The 26,646-nt window shown below is 64.7% G+C and carries 23 protein-coding genes and 1 tRNA gene; 21 read left to right on the top strand and 3 right to left on the bottom strand.

Annotated elements, in window-relative coordinates; genetic code table 11:
* The first annotated feature begins 16 nt into the window (after positions 1 to 16).
* The 4 genes from truA to dedD all read left to right on the top strand — a co-directional run bounded on the left by truA (position 17) and on the right by dedD (position 3,668).
* A complete protein-coding gene (truA, locus tag GU3_RS12180; RefSeq protein ID WP_014292839.1) occupies positions 17 to 808 on the top strand; it encodes a tRNA pseudouridine(38-40) synthase TruA in 792 nt (263 codons plus the stop codon).
* 106 nt (positions 809 to 914) lie between these two features.
* Positions 915 to 1,778 carry an acetyl-CoA carboxylase, carboxyltransferase subunit beta gene (gene accD / locus GU3_RS12175; RefSeq protein ID WP_014292838.1) on the top strand — a complete coding sequence of 288 codons (864 nt, stop codon included), beginning with the start codon at positions 915 to 917 and terminating at the stop codon, positions 1,776 to 1,778.
* Positions 1,778 to 3,037, top strand: coding sequence for a bifunctional tetrahydrofolate synthase/dihydrofolate synthase (folC, locus tag GU3_RS12170; RefSeq protein WP_014292837.1), 1,260 nt, complete (start codon positions 1,778 to 1,780; stop codon positions 3,035 to 3,037). Before accD ends, folC begins: the two co-directional genes overlap by 1 nt.
* A 1-nt stretch (position 3,038) precedes the next feature.
* On the top strand, positions 3,039 to 3,668 hold the full coding sequence (gene dedD, locus GU3_RS12165) for a cell division protein DedD (RefSeq protein WP_014292836.1): 630 nt from the start codon (positions 3,039 to 3,041) through the stop codon (positions 3,666 to 3,668).
* 129 nt (positions 3,669 to 3,797) lie between these two features.
* Here the strand turns inward: dedD and GU3_RS12160 are convergent, their stop codons facing one another.
* The 3 genes from GU3_RS12160 to GU3_RS12150 all read right to left on the bottom strand — a co-directional run bounded on the left by GU3_RS12160 (position 3,798) and on the right by GU3_RS12150 (position 7,058).
* Entirely contained in the window at positions 3,798 to 4,127 is a 330-nt protein-coding gene (locus GU3_RS12160) for a TusE/DsrC/DsvC family sulfur relay protein (RefSeq protein WP_014292835.1), read from the bottom strand.
* 26 nt (positions 4,128 to 4,153) lie between these two features.
* The gene (gene yccS / locus GU3_RS12155; RefSeq protein WP_014292834.1) at positions 4,154 to 6,289 is read right to left on the bottom strand and encodes a YccS family putative transporter; all 2,136 of its coding nucleotides are present in this window, start codon (positions 6,287 to 6,289) and stop codon (positions 4,154 to 4,156) included.
* A 109-nt stretch (positions 6,290 to 6,398) separates the two neighbouring features.
* On the bottom strand, positions 6,399 to 7,058 hold the full coding sequence (locus GU3_RS12150; RefSeq protein WP_014292833.1) for a Bax inhibitor-1/YccA family protein: 660 nt from the start codon (positions 7,056 to 7,058) through the stop codon (positions 6,399 to 6,401).
* 196 nt (positions 7,059 to 7,254) lie between these two features.
* Between GU3_RS12150 and GU3_RS12145 the strand changes: the two genes are divergently transcribed.
* The 17 genes from GU3_RS12145 (at position 7,255) to GU3_RS12065 (ending at position 26,590) form a co-directional block, all read left to right on the top strand.
* Positions 7,255 to 7,345, top strand: a tRNA-Ser gene (locus tag GU3_RS12145).
* Positions 7,346 to 7,421: 76 nt separating this feature from the next.
* Positions 7,422 to 8,069: a TIGR01621 family pseudouridine synthase gene (locus GU3_RS12140; RefSeq protein WP_014292832.1), complete on the top strand. Its 648-nt coding sequence runs from the start codon at positions 7,422 to 7,424 to the stop codon at positions 8,067 to 8,069.
* Positions 8,070 to 8,169: 100 nt separating this feature from the next.
* A complete protein-coding gene (locus GU3_RS12135) occupies positions 8,170 to 8,859 on the top strand; it encodes an SDR family oxidoreductase (RefSeq protein WP_014292831.1) in 690 nt (229 codons plus the stop codon).
* A 148-nt stretch (positions 8,860 to 9,007) separates the two neighbouring features.
* Positions 9,008 to 11,860 (top strand): phosphoenolpyruvate--protein phosphotransferase, encoded by a 2,853-nt coding sequence (gene ptsP / locus GU3_RS12130; RefSeq protein ID WP_041543190.1) that lies wholly within the window; start codon positions 9,008 to 9,010, stop codon positions 11,858 to 11,860.
* Positions 11,857 to 12,807, top strand: coding sequence for a 1-phosphofructokinase (gene pfkB / locus GU3_RS12125; RefSeq protein ID WP_014292829.1), 951 nt, complete (start codon positions 11,857 to 11,859; stop codon positions 12,805 to 12,807). Before ptsP ends, pfkB begins: the two co-directional genes overlap by 4 nt.
* On the top strand, positions 12,804 to 14,540 hold the full coding sequence (locus GU3_RS12120) for a PTS fructose-like transporter subunit IIB (RefSeq protein WP_014292828.1): 1,737 nt from the start codon (positions 12,804 to 12,806) through the stop codon (positions 14,538 to 14,540). The genes pfkB and GU3_RS12120 overlap by 4 nt, the downstream gene beginning before the upstream one ends.
* 168 nt (positions 14,541 to 14,708) lie before the next feature.
* Positions 14,709 to 16,010: a dicarboxylate/amino acid:cation symporter gene (locus GU3_RS12115; protein ID WP_014292827.1), complete on the top strand. Its 1,302-nt coding sequence runs from the start codon at positions 14,709 to 14,711 to the stop codon at positions 16,008 to 16,010.
* A 94-nt stretch (positions 16,011 to 16,104) separates the two neighbouring features.
* Positions 16,105 to 18,915 carry a carbamoyltransferase HypF gene (gene hypF, locus GU3_RS12110; RefSeq protein WP_014292826.1) on the top strand — a complete coding sequence of 937 codons (2,811 nt, stop codon included), beginning with the start codon at positions 16,105 to 16,107 and terminating at the stop codon, positions 18,913 to 18,915.
* Between the two features lie 49 nt (positions 18,916 to 18,964).
* Positions 18,965 to 19,222 (top strand): HypC/HybG/HupF family hydrogenase formation chaperone, encoded by a 258-nt coding sequence (locus tag GU3_RS12105; RefSeq protein ID WP_014292825.1) that lies wholly within the window; start codon positions 18,965 to 18,967, stop codon positions 19,220 to 19,222.
* A complete protein-coding gene (gene hypD / locus GU3_RS12100; RefSeq protein WP_014292824.1) occupies positions 19,212 to 20,351 on the top strand; it encodes a hydrogenase formation protein HypD in 1,140 nt (379 codons plus the stop codon). The genes GU3_RS12105 and hypD overlap by 11 nt, the downstream gene beginning before the upstream one ends.
* Positions 20,344 to 21,378, top strand: a complete 1,035-nt coding sequence (hypE, locus tag GU3_RS12095; protein WP_014292823.1) for a hydrogenase expression/formation protein HypE — start codon at positions 20,344 to 20,346, stop codon at positions 21,376 to 21,378. The genes hypD and hypE overlap by 8 nt, the downstream gene beginning before the upstream one ends.
* A gap of 2 nt (positions 21,379 to 21,380) precedes the next feature.
* Positions 21,381 to 21,707 carry a hydrogenase maturation nickel metallochaperone HypA gene (locus GU3_RS12090; protein WP_014292822.1) on the top strand — a complete coding sequence of 109 codons (327 nt, stop codon included), beginning with the start codon at positions 21,381 to 21,383 and terminating at the stop codon, positions 21,705 to 21,707.
* A complete protein-coding gene (gene hypB / locus GU3_RS12085) occupies positions 21,707 to 22,459 on the top strand; it encodes a hydrogenase nickel incorporation protein HypB (protein WP_014292821.1) in 753 nt (250 codons plus the stop codon). The genes GU3_RS12090 and hypB overlap by 1 nt, the downstream gene beginning before the upstream one ends.
* Entirely contained in the window at positions 22,456 to 23,568 is a 1,113-nt protein-coding gene (locus tag GU3_RS12080) for a sulfite reductase subunit A (RefSeq protein WP_014292820.1), read from the top strand. The genes hypB and GU3_RS12080 overlap by 4 nt, the downstream gene beginning before the upstream one ends.
* Positions 23,561 to 24,379, top strand: a complete 819-nt coding sequence (locus GU3_RS12075; protein ID WP_014292819.1) for an FAD/NAD(P)-binding protein — start codon at positions 23,561 to 23,563, stop codon at positions 24,377 to 24,379. Before GU3_RS12080 ends, GU3_RS12075 begins: the two co-directional genes overlap by 8 nt.
* A gap of 112 nt (positions 24,380 to 24,491) precedes the next feature.
* Positions 24,492 to 25,289, top strand: coding sequence for a sulfhydrogenase subunit delta (locus GU3_RS12070; protein ID WP_014292818.1), 798 nt, complete (start codon positions 24,492 to 24,494; stop codon positions 25,287 to 25,289).
* Complete coding sequence (locus GU3_RS12065) at positions 25,286 to 26,590, top strand: Ni/Fe hydrogenase subunit alpha (RefSeq protein WP_014292817.1); 1,305 nt, start codon at positions 25,286 to 25,288, stop codon at positions 26,588 to 26,590. Before GU3_RS12070 ends, GU3_RS12065 begins: the two co-directional genes overlap by 4 nt.
* Positions 26,591 to 26,646: the final 56 nt, after the last annotated feature.

The raw sequence follows: 26,646 nt of genomic DNA, 5'->3' as shown, positions 1-26,646 counted from the left end.
TTTCTTGGAACTGAATATGCGCATCGCCCTTGGCATAGAGTATGACGGTAGCCGCTATTACGGCTGGCAACGGCAGCGGGAAGTCCCCAGTGTCCAGGAAGAGCTGGAAAAAGCCCTTTCAAAAATCGCCGATCACCCGGTGGACGTGCAGTGTGCCGGTCGTACCGACGCCGGGGTGCACGGCACCGCCCAGGTGGTGCACTTCGACACTCAGGCCAGCCGCCCGGACGGCGCCTGGACCTTGGGAATGAACACCAACCTGCCACCGGATATCGCAGTGCGCTGGGTGAAGGCGGTGCCCGATGACTTTCACGCCCGCTTCAGCGCCACCGCTCGTCGCTACCGCTACATTATCTTCAATCACAATATGCGCCCGGCCATCCACGGTGCCGGCGTCAGTCACTACGCCGGTCATATCGACGCCGACCGTATGCACGAGGCGGGTCAGTGCCTGCTGGGCGAACGGGATTTCAGCGCCTTTCGTGCGGTACAGTGCCAGTCGAAAAGCCCGTATCGCAACGTGATGCATCTTAAGGTGCAGCGATTTGGCCACTATATTGTGCTCGACATCAAGGCCAATGCCTTTTTGCACCACATGGTGCGCAACATCACCGGCACCCTGCTGAAGGTGGGCATGGGGGAGGCCGACGGCGCCTGGGTACAGGAAGTGCTGGAAGGCCGGGATCGCAATTTGGCCGGGGTCACCGCCAAGGCCGGTGGGCTTTATCTGGTGGGGGTGGATTACCCGCAGGAGTTCGGGTTGCCCGTGACCATTCCTGGCCCGCTGTGGCTGCCGGACCCACTCTGACAGGTGGCAGGCACTGATCTGCGACCTTAATTTTTATCAACCCGCGGCCGGATATATGATTTAATGACCGCTGCGTGACAACCACGAAAAATGATTAAGGATTTCCATGAGCTGGCTTGAGAAAATTCTCCCCAAGAACAAGAACATCGGCGTTCGTCGTCACAATATTCCGGAAGGGGTCTGGACCAAGTGCACCCAGTGCGAGCAGGTACTGTACCGTGCCGAGCTTGAGCGCAACCTGGAAGTCTGCCCCAAGTGCGACCACCACATGCGCATCAGCGCCCGCAGCCGCCTCGACAAGTTTCTGGATCAGGACGGCCGCGAAGAGCTGGGCGGCGAGCTGGAGCCCCAGGACATTCTGAAGTTCAAGGACTCCAAGCGTTATAAGGACCGTATTTCTGCCGCCCAGAAGAGCAGCAACGAAAAAGACGCCATGGTGGTGATGAAAGGCACCCTGCGCGGTTTGCCGGTGGTGGCCTGCTCCTTTGAGTTTTCCTTTATGGGCGGCTCCATGGCGTCCGTGGTGGGTGCCCGTTTCGTCAAGGCGGTGGAAGCCTGCCTGGCAGAAAACCGGGCCCTGGTGTGTTTCTCCGCCTCCGGTGGCGCCCGCATGCAGGAAGCCCTGTTTTCCCTGATGCAGATGGCCAAGACCAGTGCCGCCTTGAACCGCCTGTCCGAGGCCGGCCTGCCCTATATTTCCGTGCTCACCGATCCCACCATGGGCGGGGTCTCCGCCAGCCTCGCCATGCTGGGCGATGTCAACGTGGGTGAGCCCAAGGCGCTGATCGGCTTTGCCGGCCCCCGGGTGATTGAACAGACTGTGCGTGAAAAGCTGCCCGAAGGCTTTCAGCGCAGCGAGTTCCTGCTGGAGCACGGCGCCATCGACATGATCATTGACCGTCGCGAAATGCGCGATCGGCTGGCCGGCCTGCTCGGCAAGCTGATGAACCAGGAGCCGCTGGACCTCTGATGCAAAGTCCCGTCGCCAAGCCGCATTCCCGGTCGCTGGCCGACTGGCTGGCGGTGCTTGAACGCCTTGATATTTCCCATATTGAGCTGGGTCTGGAGCGCATGCAGCACGTGGCCGGCAGGCTCGGCTTGCTGAGCCTGCCGGCCCATGTGATCACGGTCGGCGGCACCAACGGCAAGGGCACCACCTGTGCCCTGCTGGAGAGCATGCTGCGCGCCGGCGGCGTGAGTGTGGGCGTGTATTCCTCGCCCCATCTGCTCGACTACCGGGAGCGAGTACGCATCAACGGGGACGTTCCCGCCGAACAGGCCTTTTGCGAGGCCTTTGCGGCGGTGGAAGCGGCCCGGGGTGATATTGCACTGACCTATTTCGAGTTTGGCACCCTGGCGGCCCTCTGGCTGTTCCGGGCCGCGTGCCCGGACGTGGTGCTGCTGGAAGTGGGCCTGGGCGGCCGGCTCGACGCCACCAATGTGGTGGACTCGGATCAGGCGGTGATCACCACCATTGCCCTGGATCACACCGACTGGCTGGGCAGTGATCGCGAGGCCATCGGCTTTGAAAAGGCGGGCATTCTGCGTCCCGGCAAGCCGGCGGTGTGCGGCGATCTCGACCCACCCGCCAGCATTGGCGAGCAGGCCGGCAAACTCGGCACCCCGGTGGCCTTCAGCGGCCGGGACTTTCACTGGCAGCAGCAGGGCGATAGCTGGTCCTTTGCGGGGCTGGGCCTTGAACTTGAGCAACTGCCGGTGCCCGGCCTGCCGCTGATGAATGCGGCCACGGCCCTGGCCACCCTGGCGGCCTCGCCCTTTGCCCTGACTGACGAGGCCATTGCCACTGGGCTACGTGAGGCCCGGCTTGCCGGCCGGCTGCAGCGGCTGGCGCCCAACCTCTGGGTGGATGTGGCGCACAATCCGGAGTCGGCGGCTTATCTGGCCTCACGGTTGCAAGTCGACAGCGGCAACGGCGCCATTCATGGGGTGGTGGGCATGCTCAAAGACAAGGACATTGCCGCCACCCTGGCACCGCTGCAGCCCCTGGTTCGCCACTGGTATCCGGCGACCCTGGGCGGCCCTCGTGGCGCAAGCGGTGCGGTATTGGCGCAGGCCGTGGGCGTTGAACATCATTTCGGCTCGGTGACCGAGGCCCTGCAAGCGGCCCTGTCCGCGTGCGCCGACGGGGAGCGGGTGATCGTGTTCGGCTCTTTCTTTACCGTGGCCGAGGCCCTGGCCTGGCATGGCGTTCAACAAGGAGAGCACTGAAATGGCCACCCAGTTTCAGCACCGTCTGGTAGGCACCATCTTGCTGGTCGCGCTGGGGGTGATTTTTCTGCCGGATCTGCTGGACGGCAAACAGCCGCCCCTGCCGGATCAGGCGGTGAGTATTCCCCTGCGACCCGAGCTGGAGCCGGTGCGTCCTCCGGTGCCTGCTGCACCGGCAGACGCGCCGAAGGCCGAAACCTGGACCCTGGAAGAAGTGAAGGAAGCGCCGTCCGTGCCGCCGGCATCCCAGCCCCCCGTTGCCAGCGCGCCTGAGCCGGCCCCGGTGGTTGCCCCGGCACCCACCCCGGGGCCGGTGCGTCCGGCCCCCGAGGTCAAACCGGTGGCGCCCAAGCCGGCCCCTGCGCCTGCTCCCAAGCCGGCTCCCGTGGTACAACCCGCCGGCGGCCACTTCATTGTGCAGCTGGGGGCATTTCGCAATGCCGACAACGTCAATGCCCTGGTGAGAAAGCTGCAGGCAGCCGGTTACCGGGTGCAGACCACGCCCTCGGTGCCTCGTCAGGGCGAGCTTAACCGAGTGTGGATTGGCCCCGATGCCAAAAGCCGGCTGGAGCAGCAACTGCCGGCCCTGGAGCGTCTCACCGGTCTCAAGGGCCGGGTGATGGCCCAATAGCAAAATGCCGGCTCGGCGGCCGGAATTGCGATATAAAAACTCCGGCGTTGAGCCGGAGTTTTTTTGCCTGTTGCACAGTGGGTTGGAGCGTAGGCTGCCAGCCTGCATCAGCGCCGTCAGGCGCTTGACTCAAATGCACTTCACCGGTTTGGGCAGGCCCGCCAGCTTGGTGGCCTGCTTGGCCGGCCCCTTGGGAAACAGCCGGTACAGGTAACGGCTGTTTCCCTTGTCTTCCCCCAGCTCCTTGGCCATGGCCTTGACCAGCGCCCGAATGGCGGGCGAGGTGTTGTACTTGAGGTAAAAGGTGCGCACAAAGTGGATCACTTCCCAGTGCTCGGCAGTGAGAGTAATGCCTTCTTCTTCGGCCAGCCGCTCGGCCATGGCCGGCTGCCAGTCCTGGTGGTGTTTCAGATAGCCCTGGGCATCGGTTTCGATGGGGCGGCCTTCAAATTCAAACATGGGGTCTCCTCGTTGGAGCGCTTATCTTACCCAAGCCGGGTGGCTTGTGCATCCTGGCGCACGCCACCGGCCAGCTGATGCAGATCGTTGACCAGCAGCGCCATGTTGTTGAGCAGCTGGCGCACCAGAACCTGCCAGTCGTCTTCGTTGTCGGTCATCATGGCCGGCAGGGGAGGCTGCTCAGGGAGGGGCGTCCCGTGGCGCAGGGCGTTGGCGGCGGCGCACAGCCGTTCGTTGAGCCCGGTCACAAAGGCCTGGGGCAGCGCCTGATCCGGACGGCGATGGGCGCCCAGGGCCGACAGGTAAGACAGCAGGGCATGGTTGCGGTAGGCAATTTCAAACCCCAGGTTGAGCCAGTGCCTGGAGACCGGCTCCACCCGAATATTCTGCCAGGCCTGGGCCAGTTGGTTGTCGGCCAGGTGGGCCTGCTTGCGGGCGATGCGGTAGGGCAGGTTCTCCGGATTGCCGTCGGCGGGCTGCCGGCTGATGGCGTTTAGGTAGGCGGCATTGGCCTCCATGGCGTCGGCCAGCAACCGGGGCAGGTGGCGGCGCTGCCAGTCGGGCCAGATTAACCACACCGCCACAAAGGCCAGCACGCACCCGGCCAGGGTGTCGAGCAGGCGGGGCAGCAGTACCGGATCCCGGTGCACGCCCTGCAGGTTGAAGGCCAGCAGCACGAATAGCGTAATAAAACAGACGGCCCAGCTGTAATGCACCCTGACCTGGGTAAAGAACACAAAGGCACAGACCAGCAGGATCAGCAGCTGGCTTTCCACCGACGGAAACAACCAGAGCAGGGGCGCGCCGGCGGCGATGCCGGCCAGGGTGCCAAGGGTCCGCTCGGTCAGGCGCTGGCGGGTGGCGCTGAAGCTGGGCTGGCAGACGAACAGTATGGTCAGCAGGATCCAGTAGCCCCGCTCCAGCTCCAGTGCCGTGATCAGGCCATAGCCCAGGGCGAAGCAGGCGCTCAGTCGTACCCCGTGGCGAAACAGAATGGCGTTGGGGGTCAGCAGGCTCCGCAGTCGCTCGCCAAGGCCCTGAGGGGCCGGGCGTGCCAGCTCGGCGGCAGGGCTGCCGGCTTCATTATCCTGATGATGGGCGGTCAGGGCCTCGGCCTTCAGCAGGGCCTGATGCACATGCTCCATGTTGCGGGTCAGAAACCGCAGCGGAATGATCAGCTCGGCGGCGTAGTGGCGGCGCAGGTGGCTGTAGTCGAGCTGATCCTTGAGCGCCGACAGCTCCCAGGCAATGCGTTTGCCGGGCTGAAAGGGGTGGTGGGTGAGAATGGCCAGCCCCAGCCGGTAGCAGGCCTCACCCAGCTCCACCAGCAGGATCTGGTAGCCGGCCAGCACATCCGCATGATCCAGGGCCTGGTTAAGCCGGCCATAGGAATAATGGCTGGAGGCCGCCCGCTCATGCATGCCCTGCACCAGCAAATGCAGCTCCAGCAGGCGATTGAGCTCCGCATCTTCGGGCCCGCCCCGCAGACGACGGTTAAGCATTTGTTTGCTCAGCTCCAGATGGTTCACCAGCTGAATGTTGAGCTGGGCCAGTTCATGGCGCAGGCCCCGGTGCAGTTCGTCGGGGCTGTCGAAAAAGCGGGATTTGGCCAGCAGGTAACGGGACAGGGCGAAATAACACTGGGCCAGTTGTTCATGCACCGGCTTGTAGGGCCAGGCCAGCAGGACCAGCCAGGACAGCAGGCCATACCAGGCGGCACCGGCGGTCAGCAGCAGCGGCTGATACCAGAACCCGGGGCTGTCCACATGGCCCTGCATGGCGTAGATGGACACCAGCAGGGTGCCAAAGCCAAGCTTGCCGGCGGCCTGGCCCCAGGCACCGGCCAGGATCAGCCCGAACGTCACCAGTACCAGCACGGGGCCAAACAGCCAGGGAGTGTCGATGAGGGCGGTGACCCCGGTAATGGCCGCAAAAAAACACAGCAGCCCCAGCAGCAACTGGCCCAGCCGCCGGGCCGGAGGTTGATCGGTTTCGCTCAAGGCCCCGGCCATGGCGCCGAGGGACAGGGTGACCGCCGCGGGCACCTGCTCCAGCCACCAGCCGGCCAGCAGCAGGCTGGCCATCGCCAGCAACACCTTGAGGGCGAAGAAAAAATGACTGTCGGTGAAAATGCGTCTCAGCCACTGGCTGGCAGGGGGCATGGAGTGTCTCGTTACAGGGGGCGTGTTGTCATCATACCGGAACCCGGACGGGAACGCAGCGGCATAAAAAAGGGCGGCCTTATGGCCGCCCTGGTCAGGCATTTTCCGTTTAGTCGCGGCTCATGCCCAGCAGTTGCAGCAGGCTCAGGAAGATGTTGAAGATGGACACATACAGGGTCACGGTGGCGGAAATGTAGTTCTGCTCGCCGCCGTGAATGATGGCGCTGGTCTGCATCAGAATGGCGCCGGACGAGAACAGAATAAACAGGGCGCTCAGGGCCAGGCTCAGGGCCGGCAGGGCCAGGAAGATATTGGCCACAAAGCCCACCAGGATCACCACAAAGCCGGCCATCATCATGCCGCCCAGGAACGACATGTCCTTTTTGGTGGTCAGCACATAGGCGGACAGCGCCAGGAAGGTGAGGGCGGTGCCCCCCAGGGCCAGCATCACGGTTTCGGTGCCGGAGCTGGTGCTCAGGTAGTAGTTCAGAATGGGGCCGATGGTATAGCCGGTGAAGGCGGTAAAGGCGAAGATGAACAGCAGGCCCAGGCTGCTGTTGCGGTTGCGCTCGGTCAGGAACATCAAACCGTAAAAACCGACCAGGGTAATGATCAGGCCCGGGTGCGGCAGGGCCAGCATGGCACTGACCCCGGCGGACAGGGCGGCCACCACCAGGGTCATGCCCAGCAGCATATAGGTATTGCGCAATACCTTGTTGGTTTCCAGCGCGCCGCTGTGGGTGCGTGAAAGGGTGTTGTTGTAACGCATGATCCAGACTCCTTGGGTATCTGACTCAAAATGACTCGAATGAATTTGCTCTTATTCTGGACATATTATGACCCGGTTGTCGAGCATTGTGTTTCGCCTGTGTGGAACTGGCTGGCGGTTTCTTGCTCATTTGAACCGTAGACGGCATTTAACGGTTTACAAGGTTCACCGGGCTCAGTAGTATTGGCGCCCGTCAGGAGGGGTGGCAGAGTGGTTGAATGCACCGGTCTTGAAAACCGGCGTGGGTTAATAGCCCACCGTGGGTTCAAATCCCACCTCCTCCGCCAGACACCAAAAAGCCCGCTGCATTTGCAGCGGGCTTTTTGCATTGGACTGATTGCATCAGACCCGCCGGAGTTTGCCATGAACATTGTGCTCGACCATACCGACTTTGTTGTCATCAACAAGCCCGCCGGCATCGGCATGCACCAGCAAGGGGATGAACCCGGCCTGGTGCGGCGGCTGAGTGAACAACTGAACCAGCCGCTTTACCCGGTGCACCGGCTCGACCAGATGACCACGGGCGTCCTGCTGCTGGCGCGCAATCCCGAGGCCAACCGGGTGCTCAGTGGCCAGTTTGCCGGGCGCACCACCACCAAGCACTATCTGGCGCTGACCGATCGCAAGCCCGTCAAAAAGCAGGGCTGGGTGAAGGGCGGCATGGAAAAGGCCCGTAACGGCAGCTGGAAGCTGACCCGGGGGGAGGCGCATCTGGCGGTGACCCGGTTTTTCAGTACCTCGCTGGCACCGGGCCTGAGGGGCGTTGTGCTGGAGCCCCATACCGGCCGCACCCACCAGCTGCGGGTGGCCCTGAAGAGCCTGGGTTGTCCCATACTGGGTGACACCCGCTACGGTGGCACTGCCGCCGATCGGGGCTACCTGCATGCCTGGCGGCTGGCCTTTGACTGGCAGGGCGAGCGCATGACGGTAACGGCCCCCGCCATCGAGGGCGAGTTGTTTACTCAGTGGTATCAGCCCTTGAGTGAATGGGCTCAAAGCACAGAGCGGTAAGTTATCACGCCTCACGTCTGCCGTCTCACGTGCCACCGGCTGCAACCAAACATTCTTTGTTACGGTCTCAATAGCGACCATTATTAACCGGAGAGCCTGTATGCGTTACTGGATCATGGGGGGCGGCGGCATTGGTCGGGCGCTGGCGGCGGCCTGCCTTGAGCGGGGCGACGAGGTGAGGCTGTTCAGCCGCGCAGACCCCGGGCTGGCGGGCGTGCACTGGCATGCCCTTGACGTCACCGACGAAGCCGCCCTGGAGGCCGTCTGCGCCGGACTGCCCCTGCCGGAGCGGGTGATCAATACCGTGGGCATGCTGCACAGCGCGCAGTGGCAGCCGGAAAAACGCATTGAGCAGCTCACCGAGACCGCCCTGCTCGAGCACATGCGGGTCAATACCTGGCCTACCCTGGCGCTGGCACGGCTGTTGTCGGCGCGCCTCGAGCGGCGTCAGCCGCTGCTGCTGGCGGCGCTCTCGGCCCGGGTGGGCAGCATCAGTGACAATCGCGGCGGGGGCTGGTACAGCTACCGCATCAGCAAGGCGGCCCTCAACATGGCCATCAAAAACCTGGGAGTGGAATGGAGCCGGCGCTTTCCCGCCGCCTGCGTGGTGGGGCTGCACCCGGGCACCGTGGCCACTCAGCTGTCGGCCCCCTTTCGCGCCGGCCTGCCTCCGGGACAATTGCAGACACCCGAGCAGGCGGCCCGGCACTTGCTGAGGGTACTTGACGGCCTCACGCCCGCCCAGTCGGGACGGCTGTTTGCCTGGGATGGTCAGGAAATTCAGCCCTGACCTTCCCGGCTCGGCGAAGCCGTCCGGTGTCACGCCGTGACGTTCCCGTCCTTGTCCGGACCGCTCAAACAGGACAGCATGATGCAGCAGGCAAATGCCGGTATTTCCTCTAGGCTGTCAATATTCCGGTTTTTAAACAGGTGATGTCATGCTTTCTCTGACTCCTCAGGATGTAAGAATGGGCCAGACCCTGGCCGACAAGCAGGCGGTGATCGCCGCGCTGGCCCACTGGCTTGAGCAGGACGGCAACGTGCAGGCCGGTTACGGTGCCGGCATGCTCGAGCGGGAAGCCCAGACCGCCACCTACCTGGGGCAGGGGATTGCCATTCCTCACGGCACGCAGGCGTGCCGCCATCTGGTGAACAAGACCGGCGTCAAGGCGCTGCACCTGCCGGACGGGGTGGACTGGGGGGACGGCGAAAAGGCCTACCTGGTGCTGGGCATTGCCGCCGGCTCCGATGAACACCTGGCGCTGCTGCGCCGGCTGGCGCGGGCGCTGTCCCGGGACGACCTGGCCGAGCGGGTGCGCCGGGCGGTGGACAGCGACGACATTCTGCAGTTGCTGCAGGGGGATGAGAGGGAGGTGCCTTCGGCACTGGAATGGGATAGCGACACCCTGCGCACCGGGGTACAGGTCGGCGATCTGGACACCTTGCAGCGTGCCGCCGCCGAGCTGTTGCAGGCCACTGAGCAGGAACTGGCGGCCTGGCAGCAACACCGCCTGCACCTGGGCCAGGGCTGGTGGCTGAGCCAGGCGGCCACCGCCGGTGAGCCCCGGGCGGCGGTGGTGACCACGCCGGGCTTTGAGCATGACGGCCAGCCGGTGCGGGCCCTGCTGGCCCTGGCGGTCAACGGCCTGGACCATAAACACCTGCTGGGGCAACTGGCCGACTGGCTGGTGGCAGGCAAGGGAGAGCACCTGGCCGGCCTGGCCGGCGCCGATGCATTGCGGCGTGCCCTGAGCCAGGGACCCGGGGCGCCCGGCGAGCAGGGCCTGGCCAGTAACCAACGGGTGGTGACGGTGCGCAACCCTCAGGGGCTGCACGCCCGGCCCGGGGCCATGCTGGTGCAGCTTGCCAGGCAGTTCAAGGCCGACATTCGCGTGTGCAACCTGGACGGCGATGGTCATGAGGTCAATGCCAAAAGCCTGATGAAACTGATTGGTCTGGGCGTACGGCCCGGGCATCAGCTGCGGTTTACCGCCGAGGGTGGCGATGCCAGTGAAGCTCTGGCGCAGCTGGAAGCGGCCGTCAATGACGGGCTGGGGGAAGCGCCGGTGCCAATAGCCGCCGACAACGGGGTTGTGCACCAAGTACATGAACTGGCGCCCAACACCGAAGTGCGGGGCGTGGGGGCCTCGCCCGGTATTGCCATCGGACCTGTGTATATGGCTGTGCCGATGCGCTTTGACTATGCCGATATCGCCTGCGATGCACAGGCCGAGCAAGAGCGGCTGAACCAGGCCCTGAATCGAGCCGATCAGGCACTGGCCGAGGCGGCCGACGCCGCCAGTGAGCCCCAGGCCCGGGACATTCTGGCCATGCACCGGGAGCTGCTGAGCGATCCGGCGCTGCTGGACGGCGCCGGCGAGCGGCTGCGCCAGGGCGCCTCGGCGCCCGCCGCCTGGTGGTCGGAAATCGACGCCGCCGCCACCCGGCAGGCGGCCAGCCCCAATGCCCTGCTGGCGGAGCGTGCCGCCGACATTCGTGACATCGGCCGCCGGGTCATGGCCATACTGTGCGATGTACCGCTGCCCATGCCTCCCGACCATCCCCATATCTGGGTGGCGGAAGACATGGGGCCGTCCGAGGTGGTGAACCTGAACCCCGAGCGGGTGCTGGGGCTGGTCACCGCCGGCGGCGGGGCGTCGTCCCACAGTGCCATTCTGGCCCGGGCCCTGGGCATACCTGCACTGGTGGCCATGGGCGGGGCCGTGATGAGCCTGAATGCCGGTACCGAGGTCATTCTCGACGGCGACGCCGGTACCCTGCACGTAGCGCCTGAACCCGAGGTACTGGCGCGGGCCAAGGCGCAGCAGCAACAGGAGCAACAGCGGGCCGCGGCGGCTTGGGCCCACCGTGACCAGCCGGCGATCACCACAGACGGGCACCGGCTTGAAGTGGGGGCCAATCTGGGCGATACCGCGCACACCGCCGCGGCGGTGGCCGCCGGCGCCGATGGGGTGGGGCTGTTGCGTACCGAGTTTGTGTTTATGGGGCGCAGCCGGGCACCGGATCTGGCGCAGCAACAAACCGAATACCAGGCGGTCTTTGCCGCCCTCAATGGCCGGCCCCTAGTGGCGCGCACCCTGGACGTGGGCGGCGACAAGCCGCTGCCTTACTGGCCGGTTCCCAAAGAGGACAACCCTTTTCTTGGGGTACGCGGCATTCGTCTGTGCATGCGCCGCCCCGAACTGCTGGAAACCCAGCTGCGGGCCCTGCTCACCGCCGCCGGTGACCGGCCCTTGCGCATCATGTTTCCCATGGTGGCGGACTGGGCCGAGTGGCGCTTTGCCAAGGAGCTGTTCGACCGAATCCAGGCCGAAGTGCGGGCGGCGAATGTTCAGCTGGGCATCATGGTGGAGGTGCCGTCCGCTGCCCTGAATGCCGGGCTGTTTGCCCGGGAGGCGGACTTTTTCAGCATTGGCACCAATGATCTGACCCAGTACACCCTGGCGGCGGATCGGGGCAATGGCGAGCTGGCGGCCCTGGCCGACGGCCTGCACCCGGCGGTGCTCAAACTGATTGCCATGACGGTGGAGGCGGCCCATGCCAAAGGAAGGTGGGTGGGGGTGTGCGGTGAGCTGGGCGCGGATCTCCAGGCCCTGCCACTGTTGCTGGGGCTGGGGGTGGACGAAGTCTCGGTCAGTCCCAAGCGGGTACCGCTGGTCAAGGCCCGGGTGCGTGAGTGCAGCCTGGCCCGGTGCCGGGCGCTGGCCGAGCGAGCCCTGGCGGCATCAGACGCGCAGGCGGTGCGGGCGCTGGTGGGAGACATGCAATGAAGGTACTGACCCTGACCCTGAACCCGGCGCTGGATCTGACCGTGTCGCTGGCCCAGCTTCACCCCGGCCAGGTTAACCTGGCCAGCGCCGGCCACCTGGGCGCGGCGGGCAAAGGCATTAACGTGGCCCGGGTGCTGGCGGAGCTGGGGCATTCTCCTCGCGCCAGCGGTTTTCTCGGCGCGAACAACGAGGCTCCGTTTTGTGCCCTGTTTGAGCGCCATGGCATTGCCGACGACTTTGTTCGCCTGCCCGGTGATACTCGAGTCAACGTCAAGGTGAGCGAAGCCGATGGCCGGATCACCGACATCAACCTGCCCGGGCTGCGGGTGAGCGAGGACGACTGGCACCGGCTGCAGGCCCGGCTCCAGGCCCTGGCCGACGACCTGGATGTGCTGGTGGTGGCGGGCAGCCTGCCGCCGGGGGTCAGCCCGGCGCAGCTGAACGCCTTGCTGGTGCAATGGCGGGAGCGGGGAAAAACCGTCCTGCTGGATGCCAGCGGCGCGGCGCTGAAGGCCGGTGTGCGCGCCCGGCCCTACCTGATCAAGCCCAACCGGGACGAGCTGGAAAGTCTGATGGGCCGGCCCATCGACAGCGAGGCGGCCCTGATTGACAGCGCTCAGGCGCTCAGGGCCCAGGGCATCACGCAGGTGGTGGTCTCGGCTGGTGATGAGGGAGTGTACTGGTTTGGCCCCCATGGCCACTGGCGCGCGCGCGTACCCAGCGTCAGGGTGGTCAGCACGGTGGGGGCCGGCGACTCCCTGGTGGCGGGGTTGTGCGCCGGCCTGCTGGACGGGCTGAATGAGCCCGACACCCTGCGCCGGGCGGCGGCGCTGTCGCTGATGGCGGTGACGCAGATCGGCGTGGGTATTTACGATCACACCGTCTTTGCCGCCTTTCAGCGCGACATTCATATCGAGCCCATCCATGTTCCGGGAGCATTAGCATGAAGGTTCTTATCATTACCGCCTGCCCCAGCGGCATGGCCGGCAGCTACCTGGCGGCCCGCATGCTGGAGCGGGCTGCCCAGGAGCAGGGCTGGCAGGTGGCGGTGGAATGCCACAGTCAGCTGGCGCCGGTCACGGCCTTTACCCAGACCCAGATCAACCAGGCGGAGCTGGTGGTGGTGGCCAGCAGCCGTGAGCTGGATCTGTCCCGCTTTGTCGGCAAGCCCTGCTTTGTGGATGACCTGCAGCCGGCGCTGAACGACCCCAGGACCTGGTTGCAGCAGGCGGCGGCCCGGGCCGCGCCCCTTGAGGCCGAGCCGTCTGCGGACCAGCCGGTGCGGCTGGTGGCGATCACCGCCTGTCCCACCGGGGTGGCCCACACCTTTATGGCGGCGGAAGCCCTGACCGAGACCGCCCGCAGCCTGGGGTACGATATCAAGGTGGAAACGCAAGGCTCGGTAGGCGCCCAGAACCCCCTGACCGCCGACGACATTCGTGCGGCCGACTGTGTGATCGTGGCCGCCGACATCGAGGTGAACCTGGCCCGGTTTAACGGCAAGCGGGTCTATCGCACCGGCACCGGCCCGGCATTGAAAAAGCCGCAACAGACCATAGCAACGGCGCTTGCCGAGGCCCGCGTCTGGCAGCAGCAAGGCAGGGCAGCCCAAAGCCCCGGGCAGGACAAAAAAGCGCCCGGCCCCTACCAGCACCTGCTGACCGGGGTCTCCTTCATGCTGCCCATGGTGGTGGCCGGCGGGCTGATTATCGCCCTGTCCTTCGTCTTTGGCATCGAGGCCTTCAAAGAGGAAGGGACCCTGGCGGCGGCCCTGATGCAGATTGGGGGCGGCTCGGCCTTTGCTCTGATGATACCGGTGCTGGCGGGCTACATCGCCTATTCCATTGCCGACCGGCCGGGCATTGCCCCGGGCATGATCGGCGGCATGCTGGCCAGTACCCTGGGGGCCGGCTTTCTCGGCGGCATCATTGCCGGCTTTCTGGCCGGTTACAGTGCTCACTGGCTGGCGAGGCGGGTGCCCATACCCAAAAGCCTGGAGTCGCTCAAGCCGATATTGATCATCCCGCTGTTCGCCAGCCTCTTTACCGGCCTGGTGATGATTTATGTGGTGGGCGGGCCGGTGGCGGCCATCATGAACACCATGACCGACTTCCTCAACAACATGGGCTCGGCCAACGCCGTGCTGCTCGGCATCATCATCGGGGCCATGATGTGTTTCGACATGGGCGGTCCGGTCAACAAGGCCGCCTATGCCTTCTCGGTCGGGCTGCTGGCCTCGCAAACCTATGGACCCATGGCGGCGGCCATGGCGGCGGGCATGGTGCCGGCGCTGGGCATGGGCATCGCCACCTTCCTGGCCCGGCGCAAGTTCAACCTCAATGAGCAGGAAGCGGGCAAGGCCTCCTTCGTGCTGGGGCTGTGTTTTATTTCCGAAGGGGCCATTCCCTTTGCGGCCCGGGATCCGCTCAGGGTGATCCCCTGCTGCATGGCCGGCGGGGCACTGACCGGCGCCCTGTCGATGCTGTTTGGCGCCAAGCTGCTGGCACCCCATGGCGGCATCTTCGTGCTGTTCATCCCCAACGCCATCCAGCAACTGACGTGGTATGTGCTGGCCATTGCCGCCGGTGCCCTGCTCACCGGCGTGGTCTATTCTGTGCTCAAGCGCAGCGATGCCCAACTGCTGGCAGTCAGCGCCGAAGAAAGCGAGACTGGAGCTTAATGTGACAAGGGTCAGTTTTTTTGGTGTTTAATGTTAGATTTTCGGTGTTAATTTGGTCGAATATTTCAACTTTTTGGCTTTTGGTTAAGTTTTTCTCGCTCGGTACTGGTACCCTTGCGCCTCTTTATTGCAACCCCGCAAGGGATCCTGAATAAGGAGTATTCCGCCATGAATGCGAGCGAAAAAAAGTGGTCACTGACCACGCGGGTACTGTTGGGCATGGGAGCCGGTGTGCTGACCGGCTTTGTTATTCGCGGCCTGTTTGCCGATGTGGCCCCGGTACAGGACTATCTGGTGAATGGCCTGTTCCTGGTGGGCGGCAAAATTTTTATCGCCAGCCTCAACATGCTGGTGGTGCCGCTGATATTCGTATCACTGGTGTGCGGCACCAGCTCCCTCAAAGACATTTCCACCCTGGGACGGCTGGGGGGCAAGACCTTGATCCTCTACCTCTTCACCACCGCCGTGGCCATTAGCCTGGCACTGGGAATGGGCGAGTTGTTTCGGCCCGGGGAAGGGGCCGATCTGGTGACCGCCAGTACCTTTGCCGCCCGGGAAGCCCCGTCCCTGGCCGAGGTGATCATCAACATGTTCCCCACCAACCCCATTCACGCCATGGCCGAGGGCAATACCCTGCAGATCATCGTGTTTGCGGTGCTGTTCGGCATTGCCATCAGCCTGGCGGGCAAGCCCGGAGAGCGGATTGCGGCGCTGTTTGTGGATCTGAACGAAGTGATCATGAAGCTGGTGGCGCTGCTGATGAACCTGGCGCCCTACGGGGTGTTCTGCCTGATGGCCCAGCTGTTCACCTCGCTCGGGCTGGACGCCATTCTCAACCTGATCGGTTACTTCCTGGTGCTGGCGGGCACCCTGCTGCTGCATGCGCTGGTGACCTATTCCACCCTGTTCCGGGCGCTTACCGGCCTGAATCCGCTGATGTTCTTCAGGAAAATGGAAGACGCGGTGATGTTTGCCTTTTCCACCGCGTCCTCCAACGCCACCATTCCGGTCACCCTGGAAACCACCACCCGCCGCATGGGGGTGGAAAACCGGGTGGCGTCCTTTACCGTGCCCCTGGGCGCCACCATCAACATGGACGGCACCGCCATCATGCAGGGGGTGGCCACCGCCTTTATCGCCCAGGCCTTTAACATCGATCTTACCTTCAACGACTATCTGATGGTGATCCTGACCGCGACCCTGGCCTCCGTCGGTACCGCCGGGGTGCCCGGCGTGGGCCTGGTGATGCTGGCCATGGTGCTGAACCAGGTGGGGCTGCCGGTGGAAGGCATTGCGCTGATCATCGGGGTGGACCGCCTGCTCGACATGATCCGCACCGCCGTCAACATTACCGGTGACGCTGTGGTCACCTGCATCGTGGGCAAGAGCGAAGGCGCCATGAACCTGACGCGTTTTCACGATCCTCATGCCGGTGAAAAGGAAGAAGACGTGCACTTTGGCAAGGAATGACGAATGCACCTGCTTCACCAAAAACGGGCGCTGCGGCGCCCGTTTTTGGTGGGTGAGCCATAGTTGAAAGACCAGGCATCGAAGAAGGGCGGCAATGAAGGCGACGGCCGAAGTACGGATTGTGTTTCTGGGAAATCCGCTGCGGGGGGACGACGCCGCCGGTCTGCGCGCGCTGGCGCTGTGCCGGCGCTTTTCCTGGCCCGACGGGGTCGAGCTGGTGGACGGGGGCACCGGGGGAGTGAGTCTGCTGCCGCTGTTTCGCCACTGCCGGCGCGTGATACTGGTGGACACTTTTTTGACCGCCGGGCCCGCCGGCGGCATTAATCTTTTACGCAATGTGACGGCGGACGTGCTGGCGGGCAGTGACGGGCCTGAACATGGCGGCGGCATCAAGGGGCTGCTGAGGCTGGTGCCGCAACTGGTATCACCGGCCCCGGTTGTCGATCTGATGGTGATTGGCGGGCACCGTTTTACGCCCTGTACCCTCGAGCTCAGCCATGAGCTGGCTTGTGCCCTGCCGGCCTTGTGCCGGCGCCTGCATGGCTATGTAACGCAAGAGCTGAGGCCGCCGGGTCTGGTGAGCGAAGCGCCGGCGGGTTACCGCCTGCACATTACCGGGTGTGTGCAGGGGGTGGGTTTTCGCCCCTTTGTTTATCGGCTGGCCACCGGGCTCGGTCTGGTGGGGGAGGTCGGCAATATCGGCGCCGGAGTGCAAATCCGGCTGGCCGCCGATGAGCCCACGGTGGCGGCATTTTGCCGGCGGTTGCGGGCCGAATGCCCGCCTCATGCCCGCATTGAGCGTATCGATACCGAGCCCTTTCACTGGGTGTCCGTGCCCCGTGAGTTTGGGGTGGTGAACAGCCAGACGAAGGGACAGGGCGCCCGGATCCCGCCGGATCTGGCGCCTTGTCCGGCGTGTCTGGCAGAGCTCAACGACGTCACTGACCGGCGCCATGGTTATCCCTTTATCAACTGCACGAATTGTGGCCCCCGCTATTCCATCGTGCGGGCCCTGCCCTGGGACAGGGCCCATACCGCCATGGCGGCGTTTGCCCTGTGCACTGCCTGTGATGAAGAGTATGGCGATCCCGGCAACCGGCGTTTTCATGCCGAGCCCGTGGCCTGTGCCGTTTGCGGTCCGCATTTGTGGCTGCAAGGTGCCGAAGGGCAGCATATTCGAGGGGCCGCGGCGAGCCTGCTGGCGCAATGTGCCACCTGGCTGAAGCAAGGTCGAGTGCTGGCGCTCAAGGGCATTGGCGGGTTTCAGCTGGCCTGCGATGCCGGCTCGGCAACGGCCATTGGGTTATTGCGCGAGCGCAAGCACAGACCCGCCAAGCCCTTTGCGGTCATGATGCGGGATTCGGCGCAAGTGGACGCCTGGTTTGAACTGAATGACGCCGAGCGGGAGCAACTGAGCAGCCCGGCGGCGCCCATTGTGCTGTTGCCCAGAGCGCGGCTGCGACCGCGGCTGGCGGGCATGGCGGCCGACGCGCTGGCGCCGGGGCTGGCGCACCTCGGTGTGATGGTGGCGAGCTCGCCGCTGCACTGGCTGTTGCTGAACGAACTGGACGGTCCGCTGGTGATGACCTCGGGCAATGCCGGAGGCGAGCCCATCTGTACCGGTAACCGGCAGGCCCTGTCGGCGCTGGCCCCACTGGCCGATGCGTTTCTGCTGCATAACCGACCCATAGTGAACCGCTGCGATGATTCGGTGCTGGCCGTGGTGGCCGGCCGGCCCAGGCTGATCCGCCGGGCCCGGGGTTTTGTCCCGGATCCCATCCCCCTGCCTGCCGGGCTGAACGGCACCGTGCTGGCGCTGGGCGCGGATTTGAAGAACAGTTGCTGCCTGGCCGGTTCAGGCCGGGCGGTGCTGTCTGCCCACATGGGCGATCTGGCCAGTCCGGCCTGTCTGGATGCGTTAGGGCAGGAGGTGGAGCGTCTGCCGGCGCTGCTGGGCCTCAAGCCCCGGGCCATTGCCGTCGATTTGCATGCCGACTATGCCGCCACCCGGCTGGGCGTGCGCCTGGCAAGGGAGCGCGGACTGCCGCTGTACCGGGTGCAGCATCATCATGCCCATCTGGTGTCCTGCCTGGTGGAAAACGGCCATGGGCCAAATGAGCCGGTGCTGGGCGTGGTGCTCGACGGCCTGGGCCTTGGCGATGACGGCAGCCTGTGGGGCGGGGAGTTCATGCTGGCCGATTATGCCGCTTACCGCCGGCTGGGGCGGCTTCGGCCTTTCCCTTTGCTGGGGGGCGATCAGGCCAGCCGCCAGCCCTGGCGCAACCTGCTGGCCCAGCGGGCATCGTTTTCTTTATGGCCGGAGCTGCAATCCCGCTGTCCGTTACTGTTCAGGGATGAGGCCGAGACGTTGCTGGCCATGGCGCCGCGTTTTCCGCTGACCTCATCGGCGGGGCGATTGTTCGATGCGGTGGCGGCACTGCTGGGGGTGGCGCCTGCCGAGCAGAGTTTTGAAGGGGAAGCGGCCATGAAGCTTGAAAGCCTGGCCGGCCGGGCGCAGGCCAGCGCCTGTTATGACGTTCGGGTAAGCCGCGAAGGCGGACTCTGGCAACTGGATCCGGCCCCGATGTGGCCCATGATGATCAATGCCCTGCTGGCGGGGGCAAGCGAAGCGGTGCTGGCGGCCAATTTTCACCTAAGTTTAGTGAGTGGGCTGTGCCGAATGGTGCAGCAGTTGCAACGCCAAGCGCGCGTTGACGTCGTGGCCCTGAGCGGTGGTGTGATGCAAAACCGCCTGCTGCTGGCGGCCCTGATTGAGGCGCTGGAAGCCATGGGGCTGACGGTGCTGACCCAAAGCCGGGTGCCCAGCAACGACGGGGGCATTGCCCTGGGTCAGGCCGCCATCGCCCTTGCCCGGGGCAGGAGCAGGGGGAAGGCGCCGCGTTAGCCGGCGCGAGCAGGTTGTTTCGACCTGCGCCGAGGGGAAGGGGGTGGTTATGTGCCTGGGAATACCGGCCCGAATCGTGAGCATTGTGGATGCCGACGCCGGCCTGGCGCTGGCAGAGACCGCCGGGGTACGCCGGCAAATCAATATCGCGCTGCTGGCTGCCGATGGGCGCGCGCCCTCGGCGCTGGTGGGGAAGTGGGTGTTGCTGCACGTGGGTTTTGCCATGGCGCTGATTGACCAGCAGGAAGCCGACCGCACCCTGGCCTTGCTGTCGCAAATTGAGCAGAGGGAATGGGATGAGTCTTAACACAGACTTTCGTGATGCCGACCGGGTACGGGCCCTGCTGGCCGCCATGACCCCGGTGGCCGGGCGGGTGGCGGCGCGCCTTGGCCGGCCGTTGCAGATCATGGAAGTGTGTGGCGGCCATACCCATGCCATTTTTCGTTTCGGGCTGCACCAGCTCATCCCCGACACCATCGAGTTTATTCACGGCCCCGGCTGCCCGGTGTGCGTGCTGCCGGTGGCGGCGGTGGATCAGGCGGTCGCTCTGGCCCGGCAGCCCAATGTGATCCTGGCAAGCTTTGGTGATCCGCTGCGGGTGCCGGGCAGCCGGGGCAGTTTGCTGCAGGCCAAAGCCGAGGGCGCCGGGGTGAGGGTGCTTTATTCCCCCTATGACGCCCTGACGCTGGCAAAGGCACATCCCCGCAAACAGGTGGTGTTTTTTGCCATCGGTTTCGATACCACCATGCCGGGCACCGCCCATTCGATTCTGGCCGCCGACCGGGCCGGCATCGGTAACCTGCGTTTTCTCTGTCACCACATTCGGCTGATACCGACCCTGACCGCCCTGCTTGAGGCGGACGAGGTGAAGCTGGATGGCTTTGTGGGGCCGGGGCATGTCAGCATGGTGATCGGCAGCCGGGTGTATGCCCCCATTGCTCGGCAGTACCACAAGCCGCTGGTGATCGCCGGCTTTGAGCCGGTGGACTTTCTGCAGGCCCTGTATCAGCTGGTGTTGCAGCTGGATCAGGGGCGTTGTGACATCGAAAACGCCTATGCCCGGGTGGTGGCGGACACCGGCAACCCGGCCGCCCTGCAAGCAATGGAGCAGGCGTTTGAATCGGGCGTTGACGGCCACTGGCGCGGCCTTGGCCGGGTGCCGGGCTCGGGGGTGCGGATACGCGCACCATACCGGCATCTGGATGCGACCGGGCTGCTGGCCGTGGCCGGGCCGGGCAAGGCCGCCGATGATCCTGCCTGGTGCCATGGCGTGCTCACCGGCCGGATCAAGCCGGATCAGTGCCCGCTGTTTCGCCGCCGGTGCACCCCCGAGCACCCGGTGGGCGCCCTGATGGTGTCGAGCGAGGGGGCCTGCGCCGCCTACTACCAGTACCGGCCCGAGCAAGACCACCCCGAGGAGGCCCGCCGTGACTAGCGCCGAAAAGACCATCACCCTGGCTCACGGGGCCGGGGGCGGGGCCATGCATGGGTTGATCGACGGTCTGTTTCTGTCCGCCTTTGGCGACATGCCCTTGCTGCAAAAGGAGGATCAGGCCCGCTTGCCATTGGCCGGCCTGCAGGCCCGGGGGGACCGGCTGGCGCTGACCACCGACAGCTTTGTGGTCAGCCCGCTGGAATTTCCCGGGGGCGACATCGGCAAGCTGGCGGTGTGCGGCACCTTGAACGATCTGGCCGTGGGCGGCGCCGTGCCGCTTTATCTGAGTGCCGCCTTTATCATCGAGGAAGGACTGCCGCTGCCGCTGCTGCAACGCCTGGTCGGCTCCATGGCCGAGGCCGCCCGCCAGGCCGGGGTTACCATCGTCACCGGGGATACCAAGGTGGTGGAACGGGGCATGGCCGACAAACTCTTTATCAACACCACCGGCGTGGGCGTGATCCCGGCGGGGCTGACCCTGTCCGTTGCCGCGGCCCGGCCCGGCGACAAAGTGCTGATCAACGGTCATGTAGGGGATCACGGCGCCGCTGTCATGCTGGCCCGGGAAGAGCTGGGACTGGGGGGAGAGCTTGCCAGCGACTGTGCCGCCCTGCACACGCTTATTCAGCCGGTGCTGACGCAATGCGCGGGCGTACGCTGCCTGCGCGACGCCACCCGCGGTGGCCTGGGAGGGGTGCTGAACGAAATGGCCGAAGCGTCGTCGGTGGAGATTCGGCTGACCGAACAGGATCTGCCCATTCGCCCGCAGACCCAGGCGTTGTGCGAACTGCTGGGGCTGGAGCCGCTGCTGCTTGCCAATGAAGGGCTGGCCGCCATGGTGATCGCCCCCGAGCAGGCCGAGCAGGCCCTGGCGTTGTGGCATGCTCACCCCCTGGGCCGCCATGCCCGCATTATCGGCGAGGTAAGGGCGCCGGCTTCGCCGGGACGGCTCAGCCTGATCGGTCCCTACGGTGGCGCGCGGCTGCTGGAGGTGCCTCATGGCCTGCAATTGCCACGGATCTGCTGAGCATGCATGAGCTCTCGGTGGTGCGGGCCCTGCTGACCCGGCTCAAGCCTTATCAACACCGGGAGATCCGCCGCATTACCGTCGAGGTGGGCACCATGAGCTGCGTGGATGGTGAGCGGCTGCAGTTCTGTTTTGACATGGTCAAGGAAGAGGCCGGGTTAAGCGGTGCCGAGCTGGTCATCCAGGTGGTGCCGGCCCGGGCCGAATGCCGGCACTGCGGCCGGCATTTCACCCCGGACAAGGCGGGGGACGCCTGTCCCTGCAGCAGCCACGACTATACTTTGACGTCAGGAAGGCAACTGCTGTTAACGGAAATAGGATTCGGCTGATGTGTGGTCACTGCGGATGTTCCGGCGACAAGGCCCGGTTGTCGACACCGGGCAGCGAAATCCATCGTCACCTTCGCCATGAAGGTGACAGCCTGCAACTTCAGCAGGCGCTGCTGGCCGGCAACGATGAACTGGCCCGGCAAAACCGCGACTGGCTGACCGCCCATGGTATTACCTGCATCAACCTGATGGGCACCCCGGGCGCCGGCAAGACCCGGCTGCTGGAAGCCACCTTTACCCATGTCAATGCCTCCAGACAGGCCGGCGCCGGCTGGCCGCCGATGGCGGTGCTGGAAGGGGATCAGCACACTCAGAACGATGCGCGGCGCATTCAGGCCTGTGGCGGCCGGGTGGTGCAGATCAACACCGGCACCGGCTGTCATCTGGACGCGCACATGATACAGGCGGGGCTGGCCACCCTGGCGGCTCCGGACGGCGCGCTGGTGCTGGTCGAAAACGTCGGCAACCTGGTGTGTCCGGCGTTGTTCGATCTGGGCGAGCAGCACCGCGTCGCCATGATGGCGGTGACCGACGGCGACGACAAACCGGAAAAATATCCTCATCTGTTTGCCGGCTGCGGACTGGCCATTATCAACAAGGCCGATCTGCTGCCTTATCTGGAGGTGGATCTCGACAGCATAAAAAGTGCCCTGCGCCGGCTGAATCCTCATGTTCAGATCCTGGTGCTGTCGGCCCAGAGCGGCGAGGGGCTGAATGCCTGGTACGACTGGCTGTTGAGCACGCGGCCATGAGCCGGCGTTTTCTGCCGCGAAAGCACCTGCACCGGCTGCATCACGCGCTGGTGCAGGCCGGTTATGAGGTGATTGGCCCGCAAGTGAAAGACGACGCCATTGTGTTCGCGCCGCTGGCACATGTCGATGACCTCCCCTGGGGCTGGCAGGAGCAGGCCGACGCGGGCAGCTACCGCCTGCAGCGCACCGCCGGCGAGCGCGCCTTTGCCTGGAACACCGGCCCGCAGGGCCTCAAACCCTGGCTGTTTTTACCCGAGCAACCCTTGTGGCGGGCCGAGCACACCGACGATGGCCTGCGTTTTCGCGCCGTGGAGCCAAAGCCCAGACGGCTCGCGTTTATCGGCCTGCGGGGGTGCGATCTGGCGGCACTGCGCATTCAGGATCAGCATTTTATCAAAGGGCCTTATGCCGATGCCTTTTACCGGGCTCAGCGCGAGCACCTGTTTATTGTGGCGGTGAACTGCGGCCGCAGCGCCGACACCTGCTTTTGTGTGTCGACCGGCGACGGCCCCGAGGCCCGTTTCGGTTTTGATATTCTGCTCGACGAGCTGGCAGAGGGCTACCTGTTGCAGACCGGCAGCGACAAGGGCGACACCATGGCGGCTCAATTGCCGCTGAACAAGGCGACGAATAAGCAACTGAGCGAGGCGAAAACCGCGCTGGCGGCCGCCCGCCGGCAACAGCGAGTCATGCCCGGCGAAGCCGAACTGGCGCAGCTGGTGGACCGGCTTGACCACCCGCGCTGGCAGCAGGTGGCCGAACGCTGCCTGGCCTGCGGCAACTGCACCTCGGTCTGCCCTACCTGTTTTTGCTCGAAACAGGACACCGAAGGCGACATTCGCCATCGGCAGGCCGAGCAGGTACAGCGCTGGGACTCCTGCTTCAGCGAGCAGCACAGTTACATCACCGGCAAGGTGATCCGCCATGAACTCCGTCACCGCTACCGGCAATGGCTGGTGCACAAGCTGGCCACCTGGCAGCAGCAATTCGGCCGCAGTGGCTGTGTCGGCTGCGGTCGCTGCATTGCCTGGTGTCCGGTGGCCATCGATCTGGTGGAAGAGAGCCAGGCCCTGCTGGAGGAGCCATCACAGGAGGGCAAACATGGCTGACGGGGTGCCCATGGTCGCCACCCTGGCGGCCAAAACCATGGAGGTGACGGGAGTACATACCCTGAGTCTGGCGCTGGACACGCACTCACCGTTCGACTTCGATTACGGCCAGTTCAATATGCTTTACCTGTTTGGCGCCGGTGAGGTGGCCATTTCCATCATGGGCTGGCATCAGGGGCTGTTGCAGCACACCATTCGCGCCGTGGGCCGGGTCACGCGGCCGCTGGTGGCGCTGGAGGTCGGCCAGCAGCTGGGCCTGCGTGGCCCCTTTGGCCGGGGCTGGCCACTGGCGCAGCTGCGGGGGCGGGACCTGGTGTTTATTACCGCCGGGCTGGGCTGTGCCCCGGTGGTGGCGGCCATTCACCATGCGGTGGCCAACCGGGATCAATACGGTCGCATCGTGATCCTGCAAGGGGTCAAGCATCATGCCGATCTGCTGTGGCAGACGCAGTACCGGCGCTGGCAAACCCTGGGCGAATGCCAGGTATTGCTGGCCGCCAGCGAGGAACACCGGCACCGGCATCACTGGCGGCTGGGGCTGGTGACCGAATTGCTGGCGCTGGCGGAGTTTGATGCTGATCACTGTGCGGTCATGATGTGCGGGCCCGAGATCATGATGCTGGCGGCCCTTAAACAGCTGGCGCGCTTAAAAGTGGCGGACGAGGCGGTTTACATGAGCCTGGAACGCAATTTTCAGTGCGGCCGGGGCCTGTGTGGACACTGTCAGCTGGGGCCGTATTTTGTCTGCAAGGACGGTCCGGTGTTTCATTATCCGACGGTGAAACGCTGGCTGGGCAAGGAGGGGGTGTGATGGCGCATTCGTCCGGTGTCGATGGCCAGCTGGGGCATTCCTATGTCGTCTGCAAGGACGGTCCGGTATTTCATTATCCGCAGGTCAAGCCCTGGCTGGGCAGGGAGGGCGTATGACGGCCAAGCTGACCCTGGCGGTGCACAAGCTGACCTCCTGCTCTGGCTGCCAGCTGGCCTTGCTCAATCAGGGGCCGGCGCTGCTGGATTTATTGGAGGAAGTGGAGTTTGTGCATTTTATCGAGGCGGGCATAACCGGGCCGGACAAAACCGTGGATGTGGCCTTGGTCGAGGGCAGTGTGTCCACGCCGGACGATCTCGAACGTGCCCGAACCCTTCGCCGCAACAGCAGGCTGGTGGTGACCATGGGCGCCTGTGCCACCAGCGGCGGCATTCAGGCCCTGCGCAATCTGGCGGATGGCCCGGGCTGGAAAGCGGCCGTTTATGCCCGGCCGGACTTTATCGCCACCCTGGCCACGTCCACCGGGGTAGCCGAGCACATTCAGGTGGACTTTGAACTCTGGGGTTGCCCCATTACCGTGGAGCAGATGCGCCATTTTCTGCGTCAGTTGCGCCTGGGCGTGTGGCCCCGACCCGAGGCTGAAAAGCTGTGCATGGAGTGCAAGCGCCGCCAGCAGGTGTGCGTCATGGTCACCAGGGGCGCCCCCTGTCTGGGGCCGGTGGTGCGCACCGGCTGTGGTGCCCTCTGCCCCGCCTTTGGCCGGGCCTGCTATGGCTGTTTTGGTCCGTCCGAGCAGCTCAACGGCGACAGCCTGGCCAACCGCTTCGCTGGCCTGGGGCTGCTGCCCGACGACATTGCCCGGCGCTTTGCCGCCATTCACAGCCACAGTCCGCCGTTTCGCGAGCAGTACCGGCGCTGGCAGCGCATCGATGTGCGGGAGGTCGACGAATGAAGAAAAAGGCCAGGCGTCGCATCGCTCTCAAGGTGCCCTTTGTGACCCGGCTGGAAGGGGAAGGCAGCCTGGAGCTGAACGCCAGAGGCGACCGCATCGACCGGTTGCATCTGGCCATTTTCGAGCCGCCCAGGCTGTTTGAGAAGTTTCTGGAAGGGCGGGGCTATCAGGAGGTGCCGGATCTCAACGCCCGCATCTGCGGCATCTGCCCCATGGCCTACCAGCTCACTTCCATTCAGGCGATGGAGCGGTTGTTCGGCATAGCGCTGCCCCCGCCGCTGGCGCAGTTGAGACTGCTGATGAATCTGGGAGAGTGGGTGCAAAGCCATGCCCTGCATATTCACTTTCTGGCGGCACCCGACTTTCTCGGGTTTGATCATGCCCTCGACATGGCCAAGGTGTTCCCTGGGGTGCTGAAACGGGGCCTGTTGCTGCAGGAAGCCGGCAATGCCCTGATGGCGCTGCTGGGCGGTCGCTCCGTACACCCGGTGGGGTTGCAGGTGGGGGGCTTTGGCCGTCTGCCGGATCACGAACGCTGGCATGAAGTGCGTGGGCTGGTGAAGCAGGCGCTGCCCGCCGCCGAGGCACTGGTGCGCTGGACCGCGGAGCTGACGTTGCCCGATTACAGCCACGACTTTATCTGGGTCAGCCTCACCGAGCCCGACGGTTATGCCATCAATGGTGGCCGTATCACCAGCAGCCATGGCCTGAGCCTGGATTATTCCGACTACCCCCGACATTTTGCCGAGCATCAGGAGCCTCATTCCACCGCGCTCTATTCCCTGCTCGATGGCCAGGATTACCTGGTCGGCCCGCTGGCGCGGATGAACAACAGTTTTGAGCGGCTGCCTGCCGAGGTGCGCGCCCTGGCCCGGGGATGCGGCTTTGCGTTTCCCAGCCGCAACATGTTTACCAGCATTCGAGCACGGGCACTGGAAATATACTGGGCTCTGTTCGAGGCCGACCGATTGCTGGCGCAGCCATGCCCCAACGGCGATGCCAGCCTGCCGGTCACTCCCACCGCGGGAGAATGCTGTTGCTGTACCGAGGCGCCGAGGGGCATGATTTATCATTATTACCGGCTGGATGAGCAGGGCCGGGTGCTGTCCTGCTGCATCATTCCTCCCACCAGTCAGAATCAGGCCCGTATCGAGCAGGATCTCAGGGCTTCGGTCACCCGCTTTGGCCTGCACCACAGCGATCAGGAGCTCAAACTGTTCTGCGAGCGGCTGATCCGCAACTACGACCCCTGCATTTCCTGCTCCACCCATTTTCTGCAGTTCAGGCTGCGGCGCGAATAGCCGGTTTATGGCTAAACTTGCCTCAAGAGCGTCAAAGGGCGGCATCATTCGGTCAC

Origin of the sequence: Oceanimonas sp. GK1, from assembly GCF_000243075.1 — a bacterium.
Taxonomy (GTDB): Bacteria; Pseudomonadota; Gammaproteobacteria; order Enterobacterales; family Aeromonadaceae; genus Oceanimonas.
Note: the sequence above shows the minus strand (reverse complement) of the source record. Positions and strands in the feature narration are given on the sequence as shown.

Bases quoted from the DNA above. Each gene is read 5' to 3' on its own strand.
- truA (WP_014292839.1), top strand. From the start codon at position 17: ATGCGCATCGCCCTTGGCATAGAGTATGACGGTAGCCGCTATTACGGC.
- accD (WP_014292838.1), top strand. From the start codon at position 915: ATGAGCTGGCTTGAGAAAATTCTCCCCAAGAACAAGAACATCGGCGTT.
- folC (WP_014292837.1), top strand. From the start codon at position 1,778: ATGCAAAGTCCCGTCGCCAAGCCGCATTCCCGGTCGCTGGCCGACTGG.
- dedD (WP_014292836.1), top strand. From the start codon at position 3,039: ATGGCCACCCAGTTTCAGCACCGTCTGGTAGGCACCATCTTGCTGGTC.
- GU3_RS12160 (WP_014292835.1), bottom strand. From the start codon at position 4,127: ATGTTTGAATTTGAAGGCCGCCCCATCGAAACCGATGCCCAGGGCTAT.
- yccS (WP_014292834.1), bottom strand. From the start codon at position 6,289: ATGCCCCCTGCCAGCCAGTGGCTGAGACGCATTTTCACCGACAGTCAT.
- GU3_RS12150 (WP_014292833.1), bottom strand. From the start codon at position 7,058: ATGCGTTACAACAACACCCTTTCACGCACCCACAGCGGCGCGCTGGAA.
- GU3_RS12140 (WP_014292832.1), top strand. From the start codon at position 7,422: ATGAACATTGTGCTCGACCATACCGACTTTGTTGTCATCAACAAGCCC.
- GU3_RS12135 (WP_014292831.1), top strand. From the start codon at position 8,170: ATGCGTTACTGGATCATGGGGGGCGGCGGCATTGGTCGGGCGCTGGCG.
- ptsP (WP_041543190.1), top strand. From the start codon at position 9,008: ATGCTTTCTCTGACTCCTCAGGATGTAAGAATGGGCCAGACCCTGGCC.
- pfkB (WP_014292829.1), top strand. From the start codon at position 11,857: ATGAAGGTACTGACCCTGACCCTGAACCCGGCGCTGGATCTGACCGTG.
- GU3_RS12120 (WP_014292828.1), top strand. From the start codon at position 12,804: ATGAAGGTTCTTATCATTACCGCCTGCCCCAGCGGCATGGCCGGCAGC.
- GU3_RS12115 (WP_014292827.1), top strand. From the start codon at position 14,709: ATGAATGCGAGCGAAAAAAAGTGGTCACTGACCACGCGGGTACTGTTG.
- hypF (WP_014292826.1), top strand. From the start codon at position 16,105: ATGAAGGCGACGGCCGAAGTACGGATTGTGTTTCTGGGAAATCCGCTG.
- GU3_RS12105 (WP_014292825.1), top strand. From the start codon at position 18,965: ATGTGCCTGGGAATACCGGCCCGAATCGTGAGCATTGTGGATGCCGAC.
- hypD (WP_014292824.1), top strand. From the start codon at position 19,212: ATGAGTCTTAACACAGACTTTCGTGATGCCGACCGGGTACGGGCCCTG.
- GU3_RS12090 (WP_014292822.1), top strand. From the start codon at position 21,381: ATGCATGAGCTCTCGGTGGTGCGGGCCCTGCTGACCCGGCTCAAGCCT.
- hypB (WP_014292821.1), top strand. From the start codon at position 21,707: ATGTGTGGTCACTGCGGATGTTCCGGCGACAAGGCCCGGTTGTCGACA.
- GU3_RS12080 (WP_014292820.1), top strand. From the start codon at position 22,456: ATGAGCCGGCGTTTTCTGCCGCGAAAGCACCTGCACCGGCTGCATCAC.
- GU3_RS12075 (WP_014292819.1), top strand. From the start codon at position 23,561: ATGGCTGACGGGGTGCCCATGGTCGCCACCCTGGCGGCCAAAACCATG.
- GU3_RS12070 (WP_014292818.1), top strand. From the start codon at position 24,492: ATGACGGCCAAGCTGACCCTGGCGGTGCACAAGCTGACCTCCTGCTCT.
- GU3_RS12065 (WP_014292817.1), top strand. From the start codon at position 25,286: ATGAAGAAAAAGGCCAGGCGTCGCATCGCTCTCAAGGTGCCCTTTGTG.